The sequence below is a fragment of the Acidovorax sp. KKS102 genome (assembly GCF_000302535.1).
Lineage (GTDB): Bacteria > Pseudomonadota > Gammaproteobacteria > Burkholderiales > Burkholderiaceae_C > Acidovorax.
The window spans coordinates 78,465-97,299 of sequence record NC_018708.1; the positions used below are offsets into that span (position 1 = coordinate 78,465).

The window sequence follows — 18,835 nt, forward strand, 5'->3', positions numbered from 1 at the left end:
CCTCTCCTCTGCGGTGTACGCCGTCTGCGCGGCGGGTTTTTTGTTCAGCCAGTCATCGACAGCGCGTTGCGGCAGTGTTCCTCAAAAACACCGCCCATGGTGTTCAGCAATGCGAGCTCTGCCGATGTCGGTTTGTTTTTCTTCTCGATCTGCGTACGCACTTTCTCCCATGCGGCGGGCAGTGCTGACGCCATCGAGCGGAATTCCTTGAGCGTTTCGTCCAGACGAAAGCCGCAGTCCTCGCACAGTGCCTCCCAGGAGTGGCGGCCCACGGCGTCAAAGTTTTCCTCGTCGCCAATGAACAAGGCCAACCCGGTATCTCCATAGGCCCGCACGCACAGCAGATCGTAAAACGGCGCCAGGCGGTAGCCCTTGTCGTCGATCAGCACCGACAGGTTCTTGGCGTGCGCATCCGCATTGCCGATGAGGTAGTTGAACATCACCCACCGCTGCATCTCCAGCAGATCGCGGCCGCGCACCGACAACGCCCGCAGGGCCTGCACCAGCTTGGGCAGGCTCACCAGGCCGCCACTGCGCTCGTACTTCCAGCCCGGCCCATGGCCCAGCAGTTGGCAGCCGTCGATCTGGTGCAGCCCGACGATGTTGCCCGCCGTCAGGACGCGGTCGTAGCGCTCCACCACGTACGCGGCCTCCGGCACGCGCAGCAGCCACACCTTGGGCACGGGCAGCTTCAGCGCCTTGGCCAGCAGCATGCAGGCGTATTCGTTGATGGCGCTGGGCGTGTAGCGCAGCTGGCGTGTGTCGGGCTTGAGGATGTGCGTGGTGGGCGATGGCCCCACGCTGTCAAACAGGTGGCGTTTTTTGCTGTCGTAGCGCAGGCCCACCTTGTCTTGCGCGCCCGCCAAGGACATGGTGGCGGCGTCGTTCGACACCAGCAGCGGCACCCGTTGGCGCGCGGCCAGGCGCTCGCTCAGTGTGGGCAGTGCCAGTGGCGCATATTCCTGCGTTGCGGACGGGCGCTCGCCCTCGGGCAGCAGCGCGATCACGCCCGGCAATTCCTGCCCCAGCTTGCCCAGCAGGTCAAAGCTGGACGCCTGGCGCATGTGCAGCGCGCTGATGATGTCTTCCAGCGCCTCGCCCTCGGGCAGCAGGTTTTCGAAAAAATTGCGCACCAGCGCCCCGGTGTAGCGCTGTGGGCCCAGCGCGAATTGCGGCGCCAGCACATATGCCCCTGGCTGGGCGAGCCACTGGGCGTCGTACTCAAAGAAAAACTCGGCGGCGGCGTGCCCAAACCACCCCATGGGGCGGGTATTGGCCCACACGCGCAGCCGAATCATGCGCTGGGCCCGCCCTGGGCGTGGGGTGTGGCATCTGGCGGCAGTGCCATGCCGGTCACCTCGTCGCCCCAGCCCACCACCTGCACCGACAAGCCCAAGCCTTGCACCAGCAGCAGCAGCTTGCCCAGTGAACAGCGTTCGGGCGTGCTCTCTGCATCGCGGATGAAAGACGGGCTCACATTGCACACCGCTGCCGCTTGCGTGCGCGACAACCCCTGGCGCTTGCGCTCGGCAGCCAGGCGCTGGGCCAGCGGGGAAAGATCGGGTACCTGGAGCTTCATTTTTTGACCTTATCGGGTCATATTAGCCGGTTTCACGGTCGCTGACCGCATTTTTGCTCTTATGAGGGCAATTTTTCGCAACGATGGTTGCGCGCCGTTGGCCCCGGCGCCCATTGGGGGCAGCCCACACAACCGAAAAGTGATCCCATAAGGTCAAATTTGGAAGGATGGTGCACGAATTCCGTGAATTTGTCCCTATGGGAACATTTTCAGAGGGCTGGTTTTTTCGACAGTGACGCGCGAAGGCGGTGTGCGGTGGGCCACTCTTCCAGCCGTCTTTAACCTGTATTGGCTGGCTTATTCATCAAGGCCGACGGGTTTTATAAGTGATTGATTTTCAAAGAAATTTTGAGGAGGCAAAGACCGCTTTGACGGATGGAGCGACCATCGGGTTTAAAGCAGGCTGTGCGCCAAGGCCGGTTGCACTCGGTGTGCAGCCTGCCGTATGGACTGAGTGGGTGCACAGCCCGGAAGGTGAGCGCACCCGAGCGGCGGGATTGCTACCCTCGTTCACAATTGCCCCGCAAACGCCCGCTGCTGCAGCGAGGCACACAGCACATGGAGTAGTGCTACGGCCAGGGAGCGGCGGCGGGGCTTCAAGGAATGATCTCTACCGACGCCAGACCGTGGGTTACCAGCGATTCGACGATCAGTTCGCGGTGGTCGAGCAGCACCTTCAGCGTAGCGGCTCGCGTCTGGTTCAGTGTGCGCAGTCGCACCACCTTGGGCGGCTGCCCCCACACCAGCGAGAGCTCTTGAAAATCCGCATCGCGGGTCACGATCACGTAGCCGTCGTCTTTGGCCTTTTGCCACACCTCGCGGTCCGAGGCCGATTCCAGGCCCAGCAGCACGACCTGGCTGGTGCCCGGGTAAGCGTGCTGCAGAAAAGGCACCAGGCGGCGCGACAGGTTTTCATCCAGCAGCAGCTTCATTGCGCTTTGAGCGAAACAACCTGGTGTTCCCGCTCGGCGGCAAACGCCAGCACGGCCAGGATGTCCTGCTCGGTGAGTTCCGGGAAGTCGTCCAGAATTTCCGGGGTGGACATGCCGCTGGAGAGCATGGACAGCACGTCGTACACCGTGATGCGCAAGTTGCGCACACAGGGCCGCCCGCCACGCTTGCCGGGCTCGAGGGTGATTCTGTCCATGGTGCTCTCCTTAAAAGTGGACCGTGACATGGGATTGTGCGGCCATTGGCGGTTCAAAGCGCCCCCGCAAACGCCCGCTGCTGCAGCGAGGCAAACAGCGCATCCAGCGCGGCCAGGGCGCGGCGGTGGGTGTCTTTGAGGGCTTCGATGGAGGCGATGCGGGTGGCGAAGGTTTGTTGGAGGGGGAGGGGGGGTAAAAAAACCAACAGTTCTTTCAGACGTGACACGTTTATTCCTGGCATCACAGCACCACCACTTATCAATGTCAGCTGACGCTCCACATCCTGGCTGTGATGTAGCTGGTGACTGAGGAACGTGCTCAGGCAGACTTTTGACGAAACGCGAAGCCGAAGTAAATCTGAATGCATTACGCCTGATGGAAAGCTGGTCGGATAGACAGCACAGTTGCCCACAGTACCTTTACGCGTCATCACGATATCCAGTGGCTCAATCGAATAGTGAGACAGCCGGTTGGCGGTCTGTTCGTCAACGAACTCATGGGTCGGGATTTCGAACTTAGCGTTGACGTTCTTTATGCCCCAAAGCGGCACACCCTCAGTCTTAAATTCTGATCGCAAGAGTTGCGTACCAAAAGGCCCGCAGCGAATGTCGTCGGGAGATGCACACGTTTGGGTTAGTGGAACTTTGGGCCACCCCTTCGGATTCGCCACCGGGTCCCCAAACATATCGAGAAAGAGGGACTGGGTGAGGCTGTCGAGCAGGGCCAGGGCGGTGCGGCGTTGGGTTCGGAGGGTTTCGGCTTGGTCGAGGATGGCGGCGATGCGGCGTTGTTCTTGCAGCGGTGGCAGCGGGATCACAAGATCAGCCACGACTTGGCGTGTGATGCCTTTGATCGTTGCCCCTCGCGCGTACCTGCTGAAATGCTCTTCCTTCGTGCGCAAAAAATGCACCAGATAGCCCGCATCCAGCTTGGCTGAATCTGGAAGCAGTGCAGTGATGTCCTGGCTAAAGCAAAGCTCCGTGCCTGCAATCGCTACCTTTCCAACGCTGGTACGAGTAACAAGCAAAACAGTGCCCGCCGGAACCTTGTTAGTCGCAGAAGATGTAATGGCTTCTTCCGTGATGAAGCTGCGGGCGCTTCTTGCAACGGGGCCGACTAAATCGGCACCGGTTATCCATGGAATATCGCCTGTGAAGTAGCGCGGAATGGCTTTACTTGGCGTGCCGCCGTTTTGAAAAGCGCAGACCTCATTCAATGTGGCGCTTGGGCAATGACTCACTTCAACATCCCCTCCAACACCCCCATCCCCCGCGCAATCTCATCCTCCAGCGCCCGCAGCTCCGCCAAGATTTCCCCCGGCGCGCGGTGCTGCACTTGCTCATGCACCACTTCCTTATAGCGGTTGATGCTCAGGTCATACCCGTTGGCCTCGATGTCGGCCTTGGGCACGCAAAAGCTCTGGGCGGTGCGGGGGCGCTCGCGTTCGGTGCCATTGCGCTGTGCCCAGCGGGTCAGCACGTCGGGCAAGTTGTTTTTGGCGTGCTCTGCTTCTGATAGCTGCTCGCGCTTGTCCAGTAAGGGCTGGAGGCCTAAAAGGCTTGTATCCAGCAGGGGCTGGCGTTTGTCGTCCAGGCTCCAGCCGTCGGCTTGCATGTCGTAGAACCACACATGGTCGGTGCCGCCGCTCATGGTTTTGGTGAACAGCAAGATGGCGGTGCTGACGCCCGCGTAGGGCTTGAACACGCCACCGGGCAGGCTGATGACGGCGTCGAGCTTCTGCTCTTCCACCAGCTTGCGGCGCAGTTCTTTGTGGGCCTTGCTGCTGCCAAAGAGCACGCCGTCGGGCACGATCACCGCCGCCCGCCCGCCGGTTTTGAGCAGGCGCAGGAACAGGGCGAGGAAGAGCAGCTCGGTCTTTTTGGTTTTGACGGTTTGCTGCAAGTCCTTGGCGGTGTTTTCGTAGTCGAGGCTGCCTGCAAAAGGTGGGTTGGCCAGGATGAGGCTGTAGGCCTCGGCATCACCCGCCGCGCCTTCGGCGAGCGAGTCGCGGTATTCGATGGCGGGGTGCTCCACGCCGTGCAGCACCATGTTCATGCTGCCGATGCGCAGCATGGTGTTGTCAAAGTCGTAGCCGTGGAACATGCCGCTGTGGAAGTGCGCGTTTTGCGCGGGCACGCGCAGCATGTCGGGGTAGGTGCGGCGCAGGTATTCGCCTGCGGCCACGAGGAATCCGCAGGTGCCTGATGCTGGATCGCAGATGGTGTCTTGCGGCGTGGGTGCCGTCAGGGCCACCATCAAATCGATGATGTGGCGCGGGGTGCGGAACTGACCGTTTTGCCCGGCAGAGGCGATCTTGCCGAGCATGTATTCGTACAGGTCGCCCTTGGTGTCGCGGTCGTCGAGGGGAATGGTGTCGAGCAAATCGACCACCTTGGCCAGCAGGCCGGGCGTGGGGATGGTGAAGCGGGCACCCGCCATGTGGCGGGCAAAGGCGCTTTCTGCCGCCGGGCCACCCGAGGCTTGCAGGCCGCGCAGGAAGGGGAAGACCTGGTTACTGAGCGCGTCGAACATTTCAGCCGGGGCCATGTTCTTGAAGCGCGACCAGCGCATGTTGTCGTGCGGGCGCTCTTGCGCATCCACGCCTGCGGGGATGAGGCGCACAGGCTGGGTTTTGAGGCGCAGGGCCTTGTTGTCTTCGCGGGTCTGGTCGCTGTCGAGGGCGCGCAGAAAGAGCAGGTAGGTGATCTGCTCGATGACTTCGATGGGGTTGGCGATGCCGCCGGACCAGAAGGCGTTCCAGACTTGATCGACTTTGTTGCGCAGGTCACCGGTGAGCATGGGGGCAGTCTGTAAGGGGCTGTAGGAAAGCCTGCAAGTCTGCCACGCGGAGCCGCCGGGGGCCCGGCGGGCGCAGTTTGGGGCCTTTTTGGCACCAAGCGATAGTGGAATATGCGCGAGCAGCTATTGATTTGGTAGCGTTTTGCGCAAGGCCCGGGGGGCGTGTTGTTCTGCCTGCCCGGAGGCCAGGTCGTCCAGGATGGGGCAGTCGGGCCGGTCGTTGCCTTTGCAGCAGGAGACCAGCGTTTGCAGGCTGCGCTGCATGGCCTGCATCTGGGCGATGCGTTCGCTCAGGTCGTCGATGTGCTGCTGGGCGATGCGCTTGACCTGGCTGCTGGCGCGGCTGCGGTCGTGCCACAGGCCCAGCAGCTCGGCGATTTCTTCCATCGAAAAGCCCAGGTCGCGGCTGCGGCGGATGAAGTGCAGGGCGTGCACGTCGGCCTCGGTGTACTGGCGGTAGCCGCTGTCGGTGCGCGCCACACCGCTGATGAGGCCCAGCGATTCGTAGTGCCGCACCATGCGCGCCGAGATGCCGGCGCGCCGGGCGGCGACGCCGATGGGCACGGGCCAGGCGATGGCGCGGGGCGCTGCGGCCTTGGTGCGCGCGGTCGGCGCGGTATTGGCGGACTGGGGCGTTGTCATGGTGTGGCCCTCGTTGGGGTGTGTGGTGGCGCGGCGCTCAGAGGCAGAAGACTCTCAGCCTCTCAAGCCGCGACGGTGTAGCCTTCTTCGGCAATGGCGGCGGCCAGGGCTTCGCGGGGGGCGGTGCTGTCCACGTCCACCTTGCCGCTGGCGCGGTCGATGCGCACCTGGGCGTTGGGGTCTACCTGCTGCACGGCCTGGGTGACGGCGCGTTCGCAGTGGCCGCAGGTCATGCCCTGTACTTGGAAGGTTGTGGTGTTGGTTGCCATGGTGTGTCCTTGTTGGTTTGGAAATGTGGCCGTGGATGCGACCGAAGCGAATGTTGAAGCTTGACATCGTGGCAGAGTCAAACGCTGCGCAAGACACTCATGATGTGAGGGTTGATCAAGATCAATGCTTGACCTTGCCATCACGTCAAGGATCAGCATCCCCGCTATGAACACCATTACCACCCCCCCCAACACCGCGCCCGGGTCTGTGCACTCGCTGGACCTGGGCATTTCTGGCATGACCTGCGCGAGCTGCGTGGGCCGTGTGGAGCGCGCGCTGCGCAAGGTGCCGGGCGTGCAGGAGGCCTCGGTCAACCTGGCGACCGAGTCTGCGCGCATTGCCTTTGTGACGCAGGTGGGCGCTGACGCCGCTGCGATGGAGGCGGTGCTGCGCCGCGCGGTGCGCAATGCGGGCTACGAGCCGCGTGCGGCGGGGCAAGAGGATGTGGCCGAAGACCTGTCCCCTTGGGCCGGCTTCATGCCCGTGGGCATTGGCCTGCTGTTGTCAGCGCCGCTGGTGCTGCCGATGATCGGCGACCTGTTTGGCCAGCATTGGATGCTGCCCGCCTGGGTGCAGTTTGTGCTGGCCACGCCGGTGCAGTTCATCCTGGGGGCGCGGTTTTACAAGGCGGGCTGGCACGCCGCCAAGGCGCTGAGCGGCAACATGGACTTGCTGGTGGCGCTGGGCACCAGCGCGGGTTGGGGCCTGTCGATGTGGCTGTGGCTCACGGCACCCACGGACCACCCGGGGCATGTGCCGCACCTGTACTTCGAGGCGTCGGCTGTGGTGGTCACGCTGGTGCTGCTGGGCAAGTGGCTGGAGGCGCGCGCCAAGCGCCAGACCACGGCCGCGATCCGCGCGCTGCATGCGCTGCGGCCGGATGTGGTGCATTTGCTCACCAAATCTGGCGAGGTGGATGTGCCGGTGGCTGAAGTGCTGGTGGGCGACCAGCTGGTGGTGCGGCCGGGGGAGCGCATCCCCGTGGATGGCACGGTGCACGAGGGCCACACGCAGGTGGATGAATCCATGCTGACGGGCGAGCCCCTGCCGGTGGCGCGCGATGTGGGCGCGGCGCTCACAGGTGGCTCGATCAATGGTGATGGCCGCATCGTGATGGCGGTGACGGCCGTGGGCGCCGAGACGGTGCTGGCCCAGATCATCCGGCTGGTGGAAGACGCCCAGGCCGCCAAGGCGCCCATCCAGCGGCTGGTGGATCAGGTGTCGGCCATTTTTGTGCCGGTGGTGCTGGTGGTGGCGCTGGTGACCCTGGCGGGCTGGCTGGCCATGGGCGCGGGGCTGGAGGCGGCGCTGATCCACGCCGTGGCCGTGATGGTGATTGCCTGCCCCTGTGCGCTGGGGCTGGCCACGCCCGCGGCCATCATGGCGGGCACGGGCGTGGCGGCCAAACACGGCATCCTGATCAAGGACGTGCAGGCGCTGGAGCTGGCGCACAAGGTGGACACGGTGGCCTTTGACAAGACCGGCACGCTGACCGTGGGCCGGCCCCGGCTCACGGCGTTTGAGGTGGTGCCCGGCCTGGATGACAGCGCGGTGATGGCGGCGGTGGCCGCTGTGCAAAGTGGCAGCGAACACCCGCTGGCGCGCGCAGTGGTCGCGGCTGCGGGCGAGCGGCAGATTAACGTGGCCACGGCGCAGGACGTGCGCGCCGTGCCCGGGCGCGGCACCGAGGGCGAGGTGGATGGCCAGAGCTACCTGGTGGGCAGCCTGCGCTGGATGCAGGAGCTGGGGGTGGCACTGGGCCCGTTGTCCGACCGCGCGGAGGCGTTGCAGCGCGAAGGCGCCACGGTGTCCGCCGTGGCCCAACGGGTCACGGAAGGGTTGGCGTTGAGGGCGCTGATGGCCTTTGGCGACGAGCCCAAGCCCGGTGCGCGCGAGGCGCTGGCCGCGCTCAAGGCGCGCGGCATTCGCACCGTGATGGTGTCGGGCGACAACCGGGGCGCGGCCGAGGCCATGGCCCGGCGCCTGGGGCTGGACCCGGCCGCAGGCGAGGTGATGGCCGAGGTGCTGCCGGGCGACAAGGCGGCCAAGGTGGCTGCGTTGCAACAGGGCACTGATGGCAAGCACCATCATGTGGCGATGGTGGGCGACGGCGTTAACGATGCCCCCGCGCTGGCGGCGGCCGATGTGGGCATGGCCATGGGCAACGGGACTGATGTGGCCATGCACGCAGCGGGCATTACGCTGATGCGCGGCGACCCGATGCTGGTGGCGGCGGCACTGGATATTTCGCACCGCACGGTGATGAAGATCCGCCAGAACCTGTTCTGGGCGTTTGCATACAACGTGGCGGGCATTCCGCTGGCGGCGCTGGGTTACCTGAACCCGGTGGTGGCGGGCGCGGCCATGGCGCTGAGTTCGGTCAGCGTGATGGCGAATGCTCTTCTACTCAAGCGGTGGCGCATGTGATAAATACGTACAGCACGGTCATCGATGTCTGGCAAACTGCAACGATTTGTTGCGAATCCGTCGCCTCGGGGGAGGTGCGGCGACCGCATTGGCATAGCTATATCAAGGACGACAGATCATGAATCTCTTCTCGCTCATGCGGCAGTTCACCATACGTTTGCGCATGCTGGGTGCCATTGGCGTGGTGCTGGGGCTGCTGGGGCTGCTGGGGGGCGCGGGCATGCTGGGCATGTTCCGCATCCACAACATGAGCCAGGACTTCATGGACCACTCGTTCGCCGAGGTGGGTTACATGGCCGAGCTGCGGGGCGAGATGGGTGCCATCCGCCAGTTCGAGAAGGACATGATCATTGGCTACGAAAAGCCCGAAGCCGTGAAAGCCGCGCAGGCCAAGTGGGTGGAGAGCCAAGACAAGGCCAAGAAGATTGCCAACAAGTTCCTGGAAGGTGAGGAGGACTCTGACAACCCGGTGGTGCGCAACATCGTCAAGCGCCTGGACAGCTACCGCGAGCTGTTTGCGCACGTGGCGCGCCAGCTGGAGGCGGGTGGCTACGACACCGCCACCATTGCCAACCGCATGAGCGGCAAGGCGGTGGCCGAGTTTGCCGAGGCCGACAAGCTGATGGCCGAGCTGGACGCGGTGCTGCGCGCCGAAGTAGCCAAGTCGGTGGCGCAGCAAAGCGAAGTGTCCAACCAGACCAAGTGGCTGTTTGTGCTGGCGGTGCTGATCACCGTGGTGGTGGTGGTGCCCACCACGCTGATGAACATGAACTCCATCTGCAAGCCCCTCGAAGAAGCGCGCAAGATGGCCCAGGCCATTGCGGGCGGCGACCTGTCGCAGCACATTGCCGCCGAGGGCAAGGACGAAGTGGCCGACCTGCAGCGCGCGCTGCGCGACATGCAGCAAGGCCTGAGCGCACTGGTGGCGCAGGTGCGGGATGCCAGCGGCAACATCGCCACGGCCAGCCAGGAGATCGCCACGGGCAATCAGGACCTGTCGCAACGCACCGAGCAGACGGCCAGTAACGCGCAAGAAGCTGTGTCTTCGCTGTCGCAGCTCACGTCCACGGTGCAACAGACGGCGTCGTCGTCGCAGATGGCGAACCAGCTCGCCGCGTCGGCCTCGCAGATGGCCACGCACGGTGGCGGCGTGGTACAGCAGGCCGTGGCCAGCATGCATGAGATTTCGACATCGAGCCGCAAGATCGGCGACATCATCGGCCTGATCGACTCCATCGCCTTCCAGACCAACATCCTGGCGCTGAACGCGGCCGTGGAAGCGGCCCGCGCAGGCGAGCAGGGCCGGGGCTTTGCGGTGGTGGCCAGCGAGGTGCGCAGCCTGGCGCAGCGCAGTGCGGCGGCGGCCAGCGACATCAAGGGCCTGATCCAGAGCAGCGTGACGGCCGTGGACGGCGGCGTGCGCCACGTGGAAGAAGCGGGCACGGCCATGAAGGACATCGTGAGCAGCGTGCAGCGCGTGGGCGACATCATTGGCGAGATCACGGCCGCAGCGTCCGAGCAATCGGCTGGCATTGGCCAGGTGAACAGCTCCGTGGGCGAGATCGACCGCATGACGCAGCAGAACGCGGCGCTGGTGGAAGAATCTGCCGCCGCTGCCGAGTCGCTGCGCGAGCAGGCCGCGCGCCTGTCGCACGTGGTGCAGCAGTTCCGTCTGGCCGAATCGGCCGGTGGCTATGGCCACGGCGGCGCAGTGGCTGCCCCCTATGCAGACCAGGCGCCCCAGGCGCTGGCTGCAGGTCCTGTGCAGGCACGCCTGACGCACTGACCGCGCCAGGCCTTTTGTTTCGACGAGCCCCGCAGGCCTGGTCTGCGGGGCTTTTTTGTGGGCGGTGCTGCCCGGCGGTTTATTGACCTGCGTCATGGGCGCACCGGGGAGCGCGTGGCACCCTTGGGGCCTTGTTGAACCTGGGGAGTGCGCCATGTCGTCGATCAGTCTGCGAACCATTCGCGAGGAGCATGCGTCGCTCGCAGCGGTGCTGCACTCGCTGCGCCTGATGCTGGACCAGGGCCCGGGTGACGAGCCTGCTGCGTTCTTTGACGTGATGCGGGCGATGCTGTTCTACATCGACGAGTTTCCCGAGCGGCAGCACCACCCCAAGGAGTCGCAGTGGCTGTTCCCCAAGGTGGCCGAGCGCTCACCCCAGGCGGCCGAGGCCATCGCCCAGCTGGAGCGAGACCATGCCGGCGGCGAGGCCGCGGTGCGCGAACTGCAGCACCTGCTGCTGGGCTGGGAGCTGATGGGCGATGCGCGCCGCGAGGCGTTTGCGCTGGCGCTGGAGCGCTACATCCGCTTTTACCTGGAGCACATGCGGCTGGAAGAAACCGTGGTGCTGCCCGCCGCGCAGGAGGCCCTGCAGCCGGGCGACTGGACCGCCATCGACGCGGCCTTTGCCAGCAACACCAACCCGCTGGCACCCGGCAAGCCGCGCGATGCGGCGTACGACCGCCTGTTCACCCGCATCGTGATGCGGGCGCCGAGCCCAATCGGGCTCGGTTCACCCTCCTGAGCGGCAGCGCCGCTCGGTGGAGACTCAGGCGCTGAGCGCCGGGTAGTCCGTGTACCCCTCGGCCCCGCCGCCGTACAGCGTGGCGCGGTTCACCTCGTTGAGCGGGGCGTTGGCCTTCAGGCGCGCCACCAGGTCGGGGTTGGCGATGAAGGGGCGGCCAAAGGCCACGATGTCGGCACCGTTGGCCAGGGCGGCATCGGCCAGTTCGCGCGTGTAGGCGTTGTTGACCATCCAGGCACCCTTGCCACCCGCTGCGCGGTAGGCGGCCTTGAGGGCGGCGTAGTCAAACGGGCGGCCTTCCACCTCGCGCGGGCCGCCGGTGGCGCCTTCGATCACGTGGATGTAGGCAAGGCCCAGGGGCGCCAGCTGGCGCACCACATGGTCGAACAGCGGCTGCGGATCGGCGTCCACGATGTCGTTGGCGGGGGTGACGGGCGACAGGCGGATGCCGGTGCGGCCGCCGCCGATTTCCTCGACGATGGCGCGGGTCACTTCCAGCAGCAGGCGCGCGCGGTTGGCGATGCTGCCGCCATAGTCGTCGGTGCGCTGGTTGGCACCGGTCTTGAGGAACTGGTCGATCAGGTAGCCGTTGGCTGCGTGGATTTCCACACCGTCAAAGCCCGACGCAATCGCGTTGCGTGCAGCGTGGCGGTAGTCCTGCACGATGCCGGGGATCTCTTCGGCATCGAGTGCGCGGGGCATGGACGTGGGTGTGAAGGTGGGCACGCCGTCCTTGATGAGCACGGTCTTGGTGTGGGCCTGCACGGCCGAGGGCGCGACGGGGGCGGCGTTGCCCGGCTGCAGGTCGGTGTGCGAGACGCGGCCCACATGCCACAGCTGCACCACGATCTTGCCACCGGCATCGTGCACGGCGCGGGTCACCTTCTTCCAGCCGTCCAGCTGTTCGGTGCCATAGAGGCCCGGCACATCGGCATAGCCCTGGGCTTGCGGGCTGATGGCCGTGGCCTCGGAAATGATGAGACCGGCGCTGGCGCGCTGTGCGTAGTAGGTGGCGACCAGGTCGGTGGGGATGGCTTCGGGCGAGCGGTTGCGCGTGAGCGGCGCCATGGCAATGCGGTTGGCCAGCTGGAGGTCGCCCGCGCGGGTGGGTTCAAACAAAGAGGTCATGGTGAGAAGTCCTGGAGAAAGGCGATGTGCCAAAAAAGCAGCAAAGAGCCTGTTGACGATCTCCCAGGGGTCGCGCAGCGGTCTTTGCGGGATGGGATGCAAGGCGCGGTGCGCAGTGGATAGCCCCGGCTATCCACAAGCGCCGCAACGCCGCAGACCGCCCGCAAAGACCACTGCCCGAAGGGTTGGAGCGAAATCGGGTGATTGGACGCCCCAGCTGCTTGCATGGGCATGAGCCCATGCGGCGCATCCGAAGCATCCACTCATCCCGATTGCGCTCCAACGCGATCCCCTGCGAGATCGCCAACAGGCTCTTGGAGCTTAATGCTGCAGCGCAAAACGTGCAGCACACTGGCGTCAACAAGGGCTCCGGTTTTGTGTTACCCCGTGCTGTCCCGGCGGCGCAAGCGGCGCGGGTGCGGTTGCATGAGAATGGACCGCCATGCCCTCGCCACCGCCCTCCGCACCGCTTTCCATCTCCCCGTTGCGCAGCCTGTGGCTCGCCGTGGCCCTGTCGATGGGCGCCGCCATCTCGCTGGGCATCACGCGGTTTGCCTATGCCTTGTTGCTGCCGCCCATGCGCGAAGACCTGGGCTGGTCGTACACGCTGGCCGGGGGCATGAACACGGCGAATGCGCTGGGCTACTTGCTCGGTGCTCTGGTCACGCCCTGGCTGTTGCGGCGCGCGGCTCCGGGCGCAGTGCTGGTGGTGGGCGCCGTGATGGCCACGGTATTCATGGGCCTGAGCGGATTTTTCACGCAGGCAACGCCCTTGCTGGCGCAGCGCCTGCTGGCCGGTGGGGCCAGTGCGCTGGTGTTCATTGCCGGGGGCCTGCTCGCGGCGCGGCTGGGTGCGCAGGTGCCGGGGCGCAGCGGATTGCTGCTGGGCCTGTACTATGGCGGCACGGGCTGGGGTATCAGCCTGTCGGCCTTGTTGGTGCCTGCGGTGCTGGGCGTGGCGCCTGCGCCGCATGGCTGGACCTGGGCCTGGTGGGCGCTCGCGTTGGCCTGCGTGGCGGCCACGCTGGCGCTGCTGTGGCCAGCGCGCGTGTTGAGCGGGCTGGCTGCACCTGTGGCCGCGGCATCCGGGACCACACCGTCGGCTGCAGCGCCCGACCGTGTGCGCTGGCGGGCGCTGGCCCCTGCGCTGCTGGGTTACGGCCTGTTTGGTGTGGGCTATATCGGCTACATGACCTTTGTGGTGGCGCTGCTGCGCGAGCAGGGGCGGGGTGCGGGCGAGGTGACGCTGTTCTACGCCCTCCTGGGGCTGGCCGTGGTGCTGTCGTCGCGCATCTGGGCCGGGCTGCTGGACCGCAGCCGGGGCGGTGAGGCGCTGGCGCGCCTGAATGCGCTGCTGGGCGTGGCCACCATCCTGCCCGCCATCACGGGCGCGTGGCCGGTGGTGCTGGCCTCGGGGCTGTTGTTTGGCGGGGTGTTTTTGTCGGTGGTGGCATCGACCACGGCGCTGGTGCGGCACAACCTGCCGCAGGCGCTGTGGGCCAGCGGCATCAGCGCGTTCACCATCGTGTTTGCGGCCGGTCAGATCGTGGGGCCCACGGTGGTGGGCTGGATCGCCGACGGGCCCGGGGGCCTGGCGCGCGGGCTGGTGTTCTCGGCCTGCGCGTTGTGGGTGGGGGCGCTGGTGGCGTGGCGGCAGAAGCCGCTGTAGCACAATGGGGTTTTGGCCGCGCGTCGAGCTACGTGCTCCCAATCGATACTGGCGGGGCCTAGGCCAGGAACGCCGAGCAAGGGCCGCCCCGGAGCGAGGGCGTTGTCCCCCTGCCCGCGTAGCGAGAGCGGGGGGAAGGCGCGCAGCGCCTCAGGGGAGTGTCCCTATTTCAGCAAGCCTTCGGCCTTCATGGCCGCCTGCACTGCGGGGCGGGCACCCACGCGTTCGCGGTAGGCCGCCAGGTTGGCCAGGCCGGAGATGTCGAGCTTGGTGGGTTGCGTCCAGTTGGTCACGGTGAACAGGTAGCCGTCGGCCACGGTGAACTGGTCGCCCATCAGGTACTGCTTGCCGGCGAGCTGGCTGTCCACCCACTGCAGGCGCTGCAGCAGGCGCTCGCGCACCATGGGCTTGTACTCCTCGGGGGTGGCGGGGTTGAACAGGGGGCTGAAGCCCTTGTGCAGCTCGGTGCCGATGAAGGTCAGCCACTCTTGCAGGCGGTAGCGCGCCAGGGTGCCGTTGGCGGGGGCGAGTTGTTTGTCGGGCACCTGGTCGGCAATGTATTGCACGATGGCCGGGCCTTCGCGCAGGCGCTCGCCGTTGTCCAGCTCCAGCACGGGCACGTAGCCCAGCGCATTGATGGTGTAGTAGTCGGTGCCGTCCTGCAGCTTGTGGCTCTTGGTGCTGGCCAGCACGGGGGTGTAGGCCAGGCCGGCCTCTTGCAGGGCGATGTGGGGGGACAGGGAGCAGGCGCCGGGGGAGTAGTAAAGCTTCATGGATCGGTCCTTGAAAACAGTCGGGAACCGCAGATCCTATGCGCTGCGCAGCTTTTTTGCTGGCGGCCGATGTTGCACAGGCCGCCGGGGGCGGACACTGGCACGGCCTGAGCCATTGCCGCCGTGGAGGAGCCGCCCCGCCGCTCGTGCGGCGTCCCTCTGGGTGGAGGGCGCCCAAGGCGACACAGGGTTGTTAGGTGTTGTAGCCTGGCAGGTCGCGCTGCACCTTGCGCAGCAGCGCGGGCCAGGCAAAGGCACCGCCCAGGCCGCCGGTCTGCACGCGCATGGCCTGGGCCACGCCGCTCACGATCTGCGGGTTCACCTGCGTCAGTTCGCCGCCAGCCTGCGCGTCGATCTGGATGCGGCAGGTGTTCTCGAAGGTGTACATGGACAGGAAGGCGTCGGCAATGGTCTTGCCCACCGTCAGCAGCCCGTGGTTGCGCAGCATGAGGAAGTTGGCATCGCCCAGGTCGGCCTGCAGGCGCGGCTTTTCCTCGTCGCGGAAGGCCACGCCTTCGTACTCGTGGTACGCCAGCGAGCCCAGCACAAAGGTGCTTTGCTGGCTGATGGGCAGCACGCCGCCCTTTTGCGCGCTCACGGCCACGCCAGCGCGGGTGTGGGTGTGCAGCACGCAGCCCGCCTCGGGCCGGGCCTCGTGCACGGCGCTGTGGATCACGAAGCCTGCAGGGTTCACCGGGAAGGGCGATTCGTGCAGCTTGTTGCACTGCATGTCCACCTTGATCAGGCTCGACGCCGTGATCTCGTCGAACATGAGGCCGTAGGGGTTGATGAGGAAGTGGTGCTCACCCGCGCCCGACACCGACTCGGGCAGCTTGGCGCTGATGTGAGTGAAAACCAGGTCGCTCCAGCCGTACAGCGCGACGAGCCGGTAGCAGGCGGCCAGGTCGCAGCGCAGCTGCCATTCTTCAGGGCTGACGCTGCCCTGCAGCGAGGGGATGTTGAGCATGGGTGGGTGTCTCCGGTGTTGTAGGTGGAAAGACACCACTGTAGGGCGGTGCGGTGGCCGGGTCTGTCAGGCAGGCTACACCCGTGGCCATGTGTGGGGTGTTTTATGCTTCACTATTGATAGCAATAAAGGCAATATTCACTAACGCTACCAGCCGGTTTGACCCGATTTTTGGTGTCTGTTGCCTTTGGCAGGCTCCACGGGCCGATGTGCCTTCCACCGGTCCGTACCCCACACCTGCCAGCGCTCAGCCGGCCTGCGGGATCGGGGCGCGCATGCCCGCGTTCAGCAGGTTCCAGGCGTTGATGACGGCGATGGCAAAGCCCAGGTCGGAAATCTCGGCGTCGGAGAACAGGGCCTTCAGCTTGGCGTATTCGTCATCGCTCGCGTCGCTGTGGGGCGTGGCGGTGATGATCTCGGCCCAGCGAAACGCGGCGCGTTCGCGTTCGCTGAAGAACGGGGCCTCGCGCCAGCCGGCCACGGCGTTGAGATGGCGCGGGTCGGCGCCGTCCTTGACGAGCGCGCTCCAGTGCATGTCCATGCAGTAGGCGCAGCCGTTGATCTGCGAAACGCGCAGGAACACCAGCTCGGCCAGCCGGGTGCCCAGCGGGCCTTTCTTGATGGTTTCAGAGACGTTGACCAGGCCCATGAAGGCCTTGGACGACAGTTGGTGGTAGGGCAGGCGGGCGCTGTGTTGCGACATGGAAATCTCCTGGGTGATGGCAAAGGGTTGTTGATGACGGTCGTGAAAGACGGCGCTGGTGCGGGGCCTTGTGGCGATGTCGCCATGTGGCTGCATTGCCGTCTTCCATACCCATCAAGACGCTGCGCCGTGCCGGGTTGTGACAGGAGGCCTGCTCTTTTTCTGCCCTGGCGCGCTTGCCGGGGCCGCCTGCGCAGCGGTTCGCACGAACAGCGCTGTCTCCGTGTCTTTACAGCGGTAGCGTGGCCGGGATGCCTGCCAGCTTGTCCGGGTTGCGCACGGCGTAGATGGCCATGATGCGCTCGCCATCGGTCACAAACGCCTGGGCCGACTCGATGCGCCCGTCCACATAGCGCAGCAGGCCCGGCTCGCCGTTGATGAGCGCCATGCGGTAGACCACCTGTGCGCCCAGGCGCCGGAACAGCGCCCAGTACAGGTTGGTGATGCGAAACGGCCCCACCAGCGGCTTGGGGAACGATGGCACCACACCGCCGCCGTCGCCGATGAGCTGGGCGTCTTCGCTCAGCAGCGCCTCGATGGCGTGGCGGTCACCGCTCTGGGCGGCTTTCATGAAGCGTTGCAGCAACTGGTGGTGCACCGCCTGCGGCACCTCGAAGCGGGTGCGCGCCTGCTGCACACGCTCGCTGGCGCGGTGCACCATCTGGCGGCAGCTGGCCTCGGTCTTGCCCAGCTGGGCGGCGATCTCGGGGTAGTCGTAGTCGAACACCTGGCGCAGCAAAAAGGCCGCGCGCTCCTCCGGCCCCAGCCGCTCCAGCACGTACAGAAAGGCCACCGACAGCTCGCCCGCCAGCTCGGCGGCCGACTCGGGCGTGTGGGCGTCCAGCTCCACCAGCGGCTCGGGCAGCCACCAGCCCACATAGGCCTCGCGCTCGGCCTTGAGCGCGCGCAGCCGGTCAATGGACAGCCGCGTGACGATGGTCACCAGCCAGGCCTCGGCCGACTGCAGGGTGCTGGCGTCGGTGCGGCTCCAGCGCAGCCAGGCGTCCTGCAGCACATCCTCGGCATCGGCCCGCACGCCCAGCATGCGGTAAGCAATGCCAAAGAGGCGAGGGCGCAGGGTGGTGAACGGGTCGGTGGTGGTCATGGCAATGGCGGCGGTGGAGTGCTTCAGTGAAGCACAGACGGCGCATACCTGCAGTTTGTGACAGCCTCGCTTGCAACTACTATTTTGATAGCTGCTGGCGCATGTGGCACTTGCGCTTGGGGTCACTTTGGGGCTTGAAACACCTACATTGCTTCTCGGGGCCCCGCAAGACCGGCTATGAGCGCGGGGCCGGTTGAGTGAGCGATTCCAGCTGCGACAGGTAGTGCAGGGCCTGCGCCTGGTTGCTGCCACACATCTCGGCAGAGGGCATCAGCCCTGCGCACACCGCCGGGCGCTCGGGTTGGCCAAAGATGCGGCAGCGCGCATCGTCCCCCAGCTGAATGCACCGCACCCCCGCCGGCTTACCCAGCGGCATGCCGGGGATGGGCGAGCTGATGGAAGGAGCGGTGCAGCAGGCGCCGCAGCCTGGGCGGCAGTCCACGGGCGGGCCGCCTTATTGACCGCCAGCAGGCTGCAGGCGGCTGGCACCCCACAGCACTTGGTCCACCACGGCACGCACGCGGTCGCGGTGGGCTGGCTGGATGAGGTTGCCGCTGTCGTCAAACGCGCTGCCTGCGGAGCCCAGGGCAAACGCCTTGGGTGCGAGCCAGCATTCAGCATTGATCAGCAGGGGCGCCAGATGGCTCTGCGAGCGCAGGCCGCCCAGTGCGCCGGGCGAGGCGCTCAGCATGCCCACGACCTTGCCGCGAAAGCTCTTGCCGCCGTCCTGCCAGTCCGGGTTGCCCTTGACGGGGCTGGAGGCCCAGTCGATGGTGTTCTTGAGCAGGGCGGTGTAGCTGCCGTTGTACTCGGGCGAGCAGATGATCCAGGCCGGGTGTTGCCAGAGGATTTCCTTGAGGCGGATGACATCGGCGGGCGTGCCCTGGGCTTCGAGGTCGGCGTTGTACAGCGGGATGTTGAAGTCCGACAGCTCCATCAGCGTGACGCTGGCCCCCGCATCGCGCGCGATGGCGGCAGTGGCGTGGGCCAGTTTGCGGTTGAAGGACTGTTGGCGGGTACTGCCCGCGAAGATGAGAAGTTGGGTGGTCATGCGAACCATTGGAGCACAAAGCCGGGGCAGGAATACTGCAAGCTGC

General features: G+C 65.8%; 19 protein-coding genes. 4 read left to right on the forward strand and 15 right to left on the reverse strand.

The window, feature by feature from the left end:
* Positions 1 to 44: 44 nt before the first annotated feature.
* From C380_RS00350 to C380_RS00385, 8 genes are all read right to left on the reverse strand, one after another.
* A complete protein-coding gene (locus C380_RS00350) occupies positions 45 to 1,298 on the reverse strand; it encodes a HipA domain-containing protein (RefSeq protein WP_015011898.1) in 1,254 nt (417 codons plus the stop codon).
* Positions 1,295 to 1,579, reverse strand: coding sequence for a helix-turn-helix transcriptional regulator (locus C380_RS00355; protein ID WP_015011899.1), 285 nt, complete (start codon positions 1,577 to 1,579; stop codon positions 1,295 to 1,297). The genes C380_RS00350 and C380_RS00355 overlap by 4 nt, the downstream gene beginning before the upstream one ends.
* Positions 1,580 to 2,175: 596 nt before the next feature.
* Complete coding sequence (locus C380_RS00360) at positions 2,176 to 2,511, reverse strand: DUF5615 family PIN-like protein (protein WP_015011900.1); 336 nt, start codon at positions 2,509 to 2,511, stop codon at positions 2,176 to 2,178.
* A complete protein-coding gene (locus C380_RS00365) occupies positions 2,508 to 2,726 on the reverse strand; it encodes a DUF433 domain-containing protein (RefSeq protein WP_015011901.1) in 219 nt (72 codons plus the stop codon). The genes C380_RS00360 and C380_RS00365 overlap by 4 nt, the downstream gene beginning before the upstream one ends.
* Before the next feature lie 53 nt (positions 2,727 to 2,779).
* The gene (locus C380_RS00370) at positions 2,780 to 3,943 is read right to left on the reverse strand and encodes a restriction endonuclease subunit S (RefSeq protein ID WP_168162341.1); all 1,164 of its coding nucleotides are present in this window, start codon (positions 3,941 to 3,943) and stop codon (positions 2,780 to 2,782) included.
* A gap of 20 nt (positions 3,944 to 3,963) precedes the next feature.
* On the reverse strand, positions 3,964 to 5,526 hold the full coding sequence (locus C380_RS00375) for a class I SAM-dependent DNA methyltransferase (protein WP_015011903.1): 1,563 nt from the start codon (positions 5,524 to 5,526) through the stop codon (positions 3,964 to 3,966).
* A gap of 123 nt (positions 5,527 to 5,649) precedes the next feature.
* A complete protein-coding gene (cueR, locus tag C380_RS00380) occupies positions 5,650 to 6,168 on the reverse strand; it encodes a Cu(I)-responsive transcriptional regulator (protein ID WP_015011904.1) in 519 nt (172 codons plus the stop codon).
* A gap of 62 nt (positions 6,169 to 6,230) precedes the next feature.
* Positions 6,231 to 6,437 carry a heavy-metal-associated domain-containing protein gene (locus C380_RS00385; protein WP_015011905.1) on the reverse strand — a complete coding sequence of 69 codons (207 nt, stop codon included), beginning with the start codon at positions 6,435 to 6,437 and terminating at the stop codon, positions 6,231 to 6,233.
* 166 nt (positions 6,438 to 6,603) lie between these two features.
* Here C380_RS00385 and C380_RS00390 point away from each other — a divergent pair, with 166 nt between their 5' ends.
* The 3 genes from C380_RS00390 (at position 6,604) to C380_RS00400 (ending at position 11,393) form a co-directional block, all read left to right on the forward strand.
* Positions 6,604 to 8,865, forward strand: a complete 2,262-nt coding sequence (locus C380_RS00390) for a cation-translocating P-type ATPase (RefSeq protein ID WP_015011906.1) — start codon at positions 6,604 to 6,606, stop codon at positions 8,863 to 8,865.
* Positions 8,866 to 8,983: 118 nt separating this feature from the next.
* On the forward strand, positions 8,984 to 10,651 hold the full coding sequence (locus tag C380_RS00395; protein ID WP_015011907.1) for a methyl-accepting chemotaxis protein: 1,668 nt from the start codon (positions 8,984 to 8,986) through the stop codon (positions 10,649 to 10,651).
* 154 nt (positions 10,652 to 10,805) lie between these two features.
* Positions 10,806 to 11,393: a hemerythrin domain-containing protein gene (locus C380_RS00400; protein ID WP_015011908.1), complete on the forward strand. Its 588-nt coding sequence runs from the start codon at positions 10,806 to 10,808 to the stop codon at positions 11,391 to 11,393.
* A 24-nt stretch (positions 11,394 to 11,417) separates the two neighbouring features.
* Here C380_RS00400 and C380_RS00405 read toward each other — a convergent pair whose 3' ends face one another.
* Complete coding sequence (locus tag C380_RS00405; protein ID WP_015011909.1) at positions 11,418 to 12,521, reverse strand: alkene reductase; 1,104 nt, start codon at positions 12,519 to 12,521, stop codon at positions 11,418 to 11,420.
* A gap of 442 nt (positions 12,522 to 12,963) precedes the next feature.
* On the opposite strand from C380_RS00405, the gene C380_RS00410 reads away from it, so the two are divergent.
* Positions 12,964 to 14,190 (forward strand): YbfB/YjiJ family MFS transporter, encoded by a 1,227-nt coding sequence (locus C380_RS00410; protein ID WP_015011910.1) that lies wholly within the window; start codon positions 12,964 to 12,966, stop codon positions 14,188 to 14,190.
* Positions 14,191 to 14,354: 164 nt separating this feature from the next.
* On the opposite strand, the gene gstA is transcribed toward C380_RS00410, so the two are convergent.
* The 6 genes from gstA to C380_RS00440 form a co-directional block, all read right to left on the reverse strand.
* Entirely contained in the window at positions 14,355 to 14,963 is a 609-nt protein-coding gene (gstA, locus tag C380_RS00415) for a glutathione transferase GstA (protein ID WP_015011911.1), read from the reverse strand.
* 193 nt (positions 14,964 to 15,156) lie between these two features.
* A complete protein-coding gene (locus tag C380_RS00420; RefSeq protein ID WP_015011912.1) occupies positions 15,157 to 15,930 on the reverse strand; it encodes a class II aldolase/adducin family protein in 774 nt (257 codons plus the stop codon).
* Positions 15,931 to 16,177: 247 nt separating this feature from the next.
* A complete protein-coding gene (locus tag C380_RS00425; RefSeq protein ID WP_015011913.1) occupies positions 16,178 to 16,633 on the reverse strand; it encodes a carboxymuconolactone decarboxylase family protein in 456 nt (151 codons plus the stop codon).
* A gap of 229 nt (positions 16,634 to 16,862) precedes the next feature.
* Entirely contained in the window at positions 16,863 to 17,738 is an 876-nt protein-coding gene (locus C380_RS00430) for an RNA polymerase sigma-70 factor (RefSeq protein ID WP_015011914.1), read from the reverse strand.
* A gap of 175 nt (positions 17,739 to 17,913) precedes the next feature.
* A complete protein-coding gene (locus C380_RS00435) occupies positions 17,914 to 18,180 on the reverse strand; it encodes a YkgJ family cysteine cluster protein (RefSeq protein WP_015011915.1) in 267 nt (88 codons plus the stop codon).
* Positions 18,181 to 18,192: 12 nt separating this feature from the next.
* Positions 18,193 to 18,789, reverse strand: coding sequence for an NADPH-dependent FMN reductase (locus C380_RS00440; protein ID WP_015011916.1), 597 nt, complete (start codon positions 18,787 to 18,789; stop codon positions 18,193 to 18,195).
* Between the last annotated feature and the right edge of the window lie 46 nt (positions 18,790 to 18,835).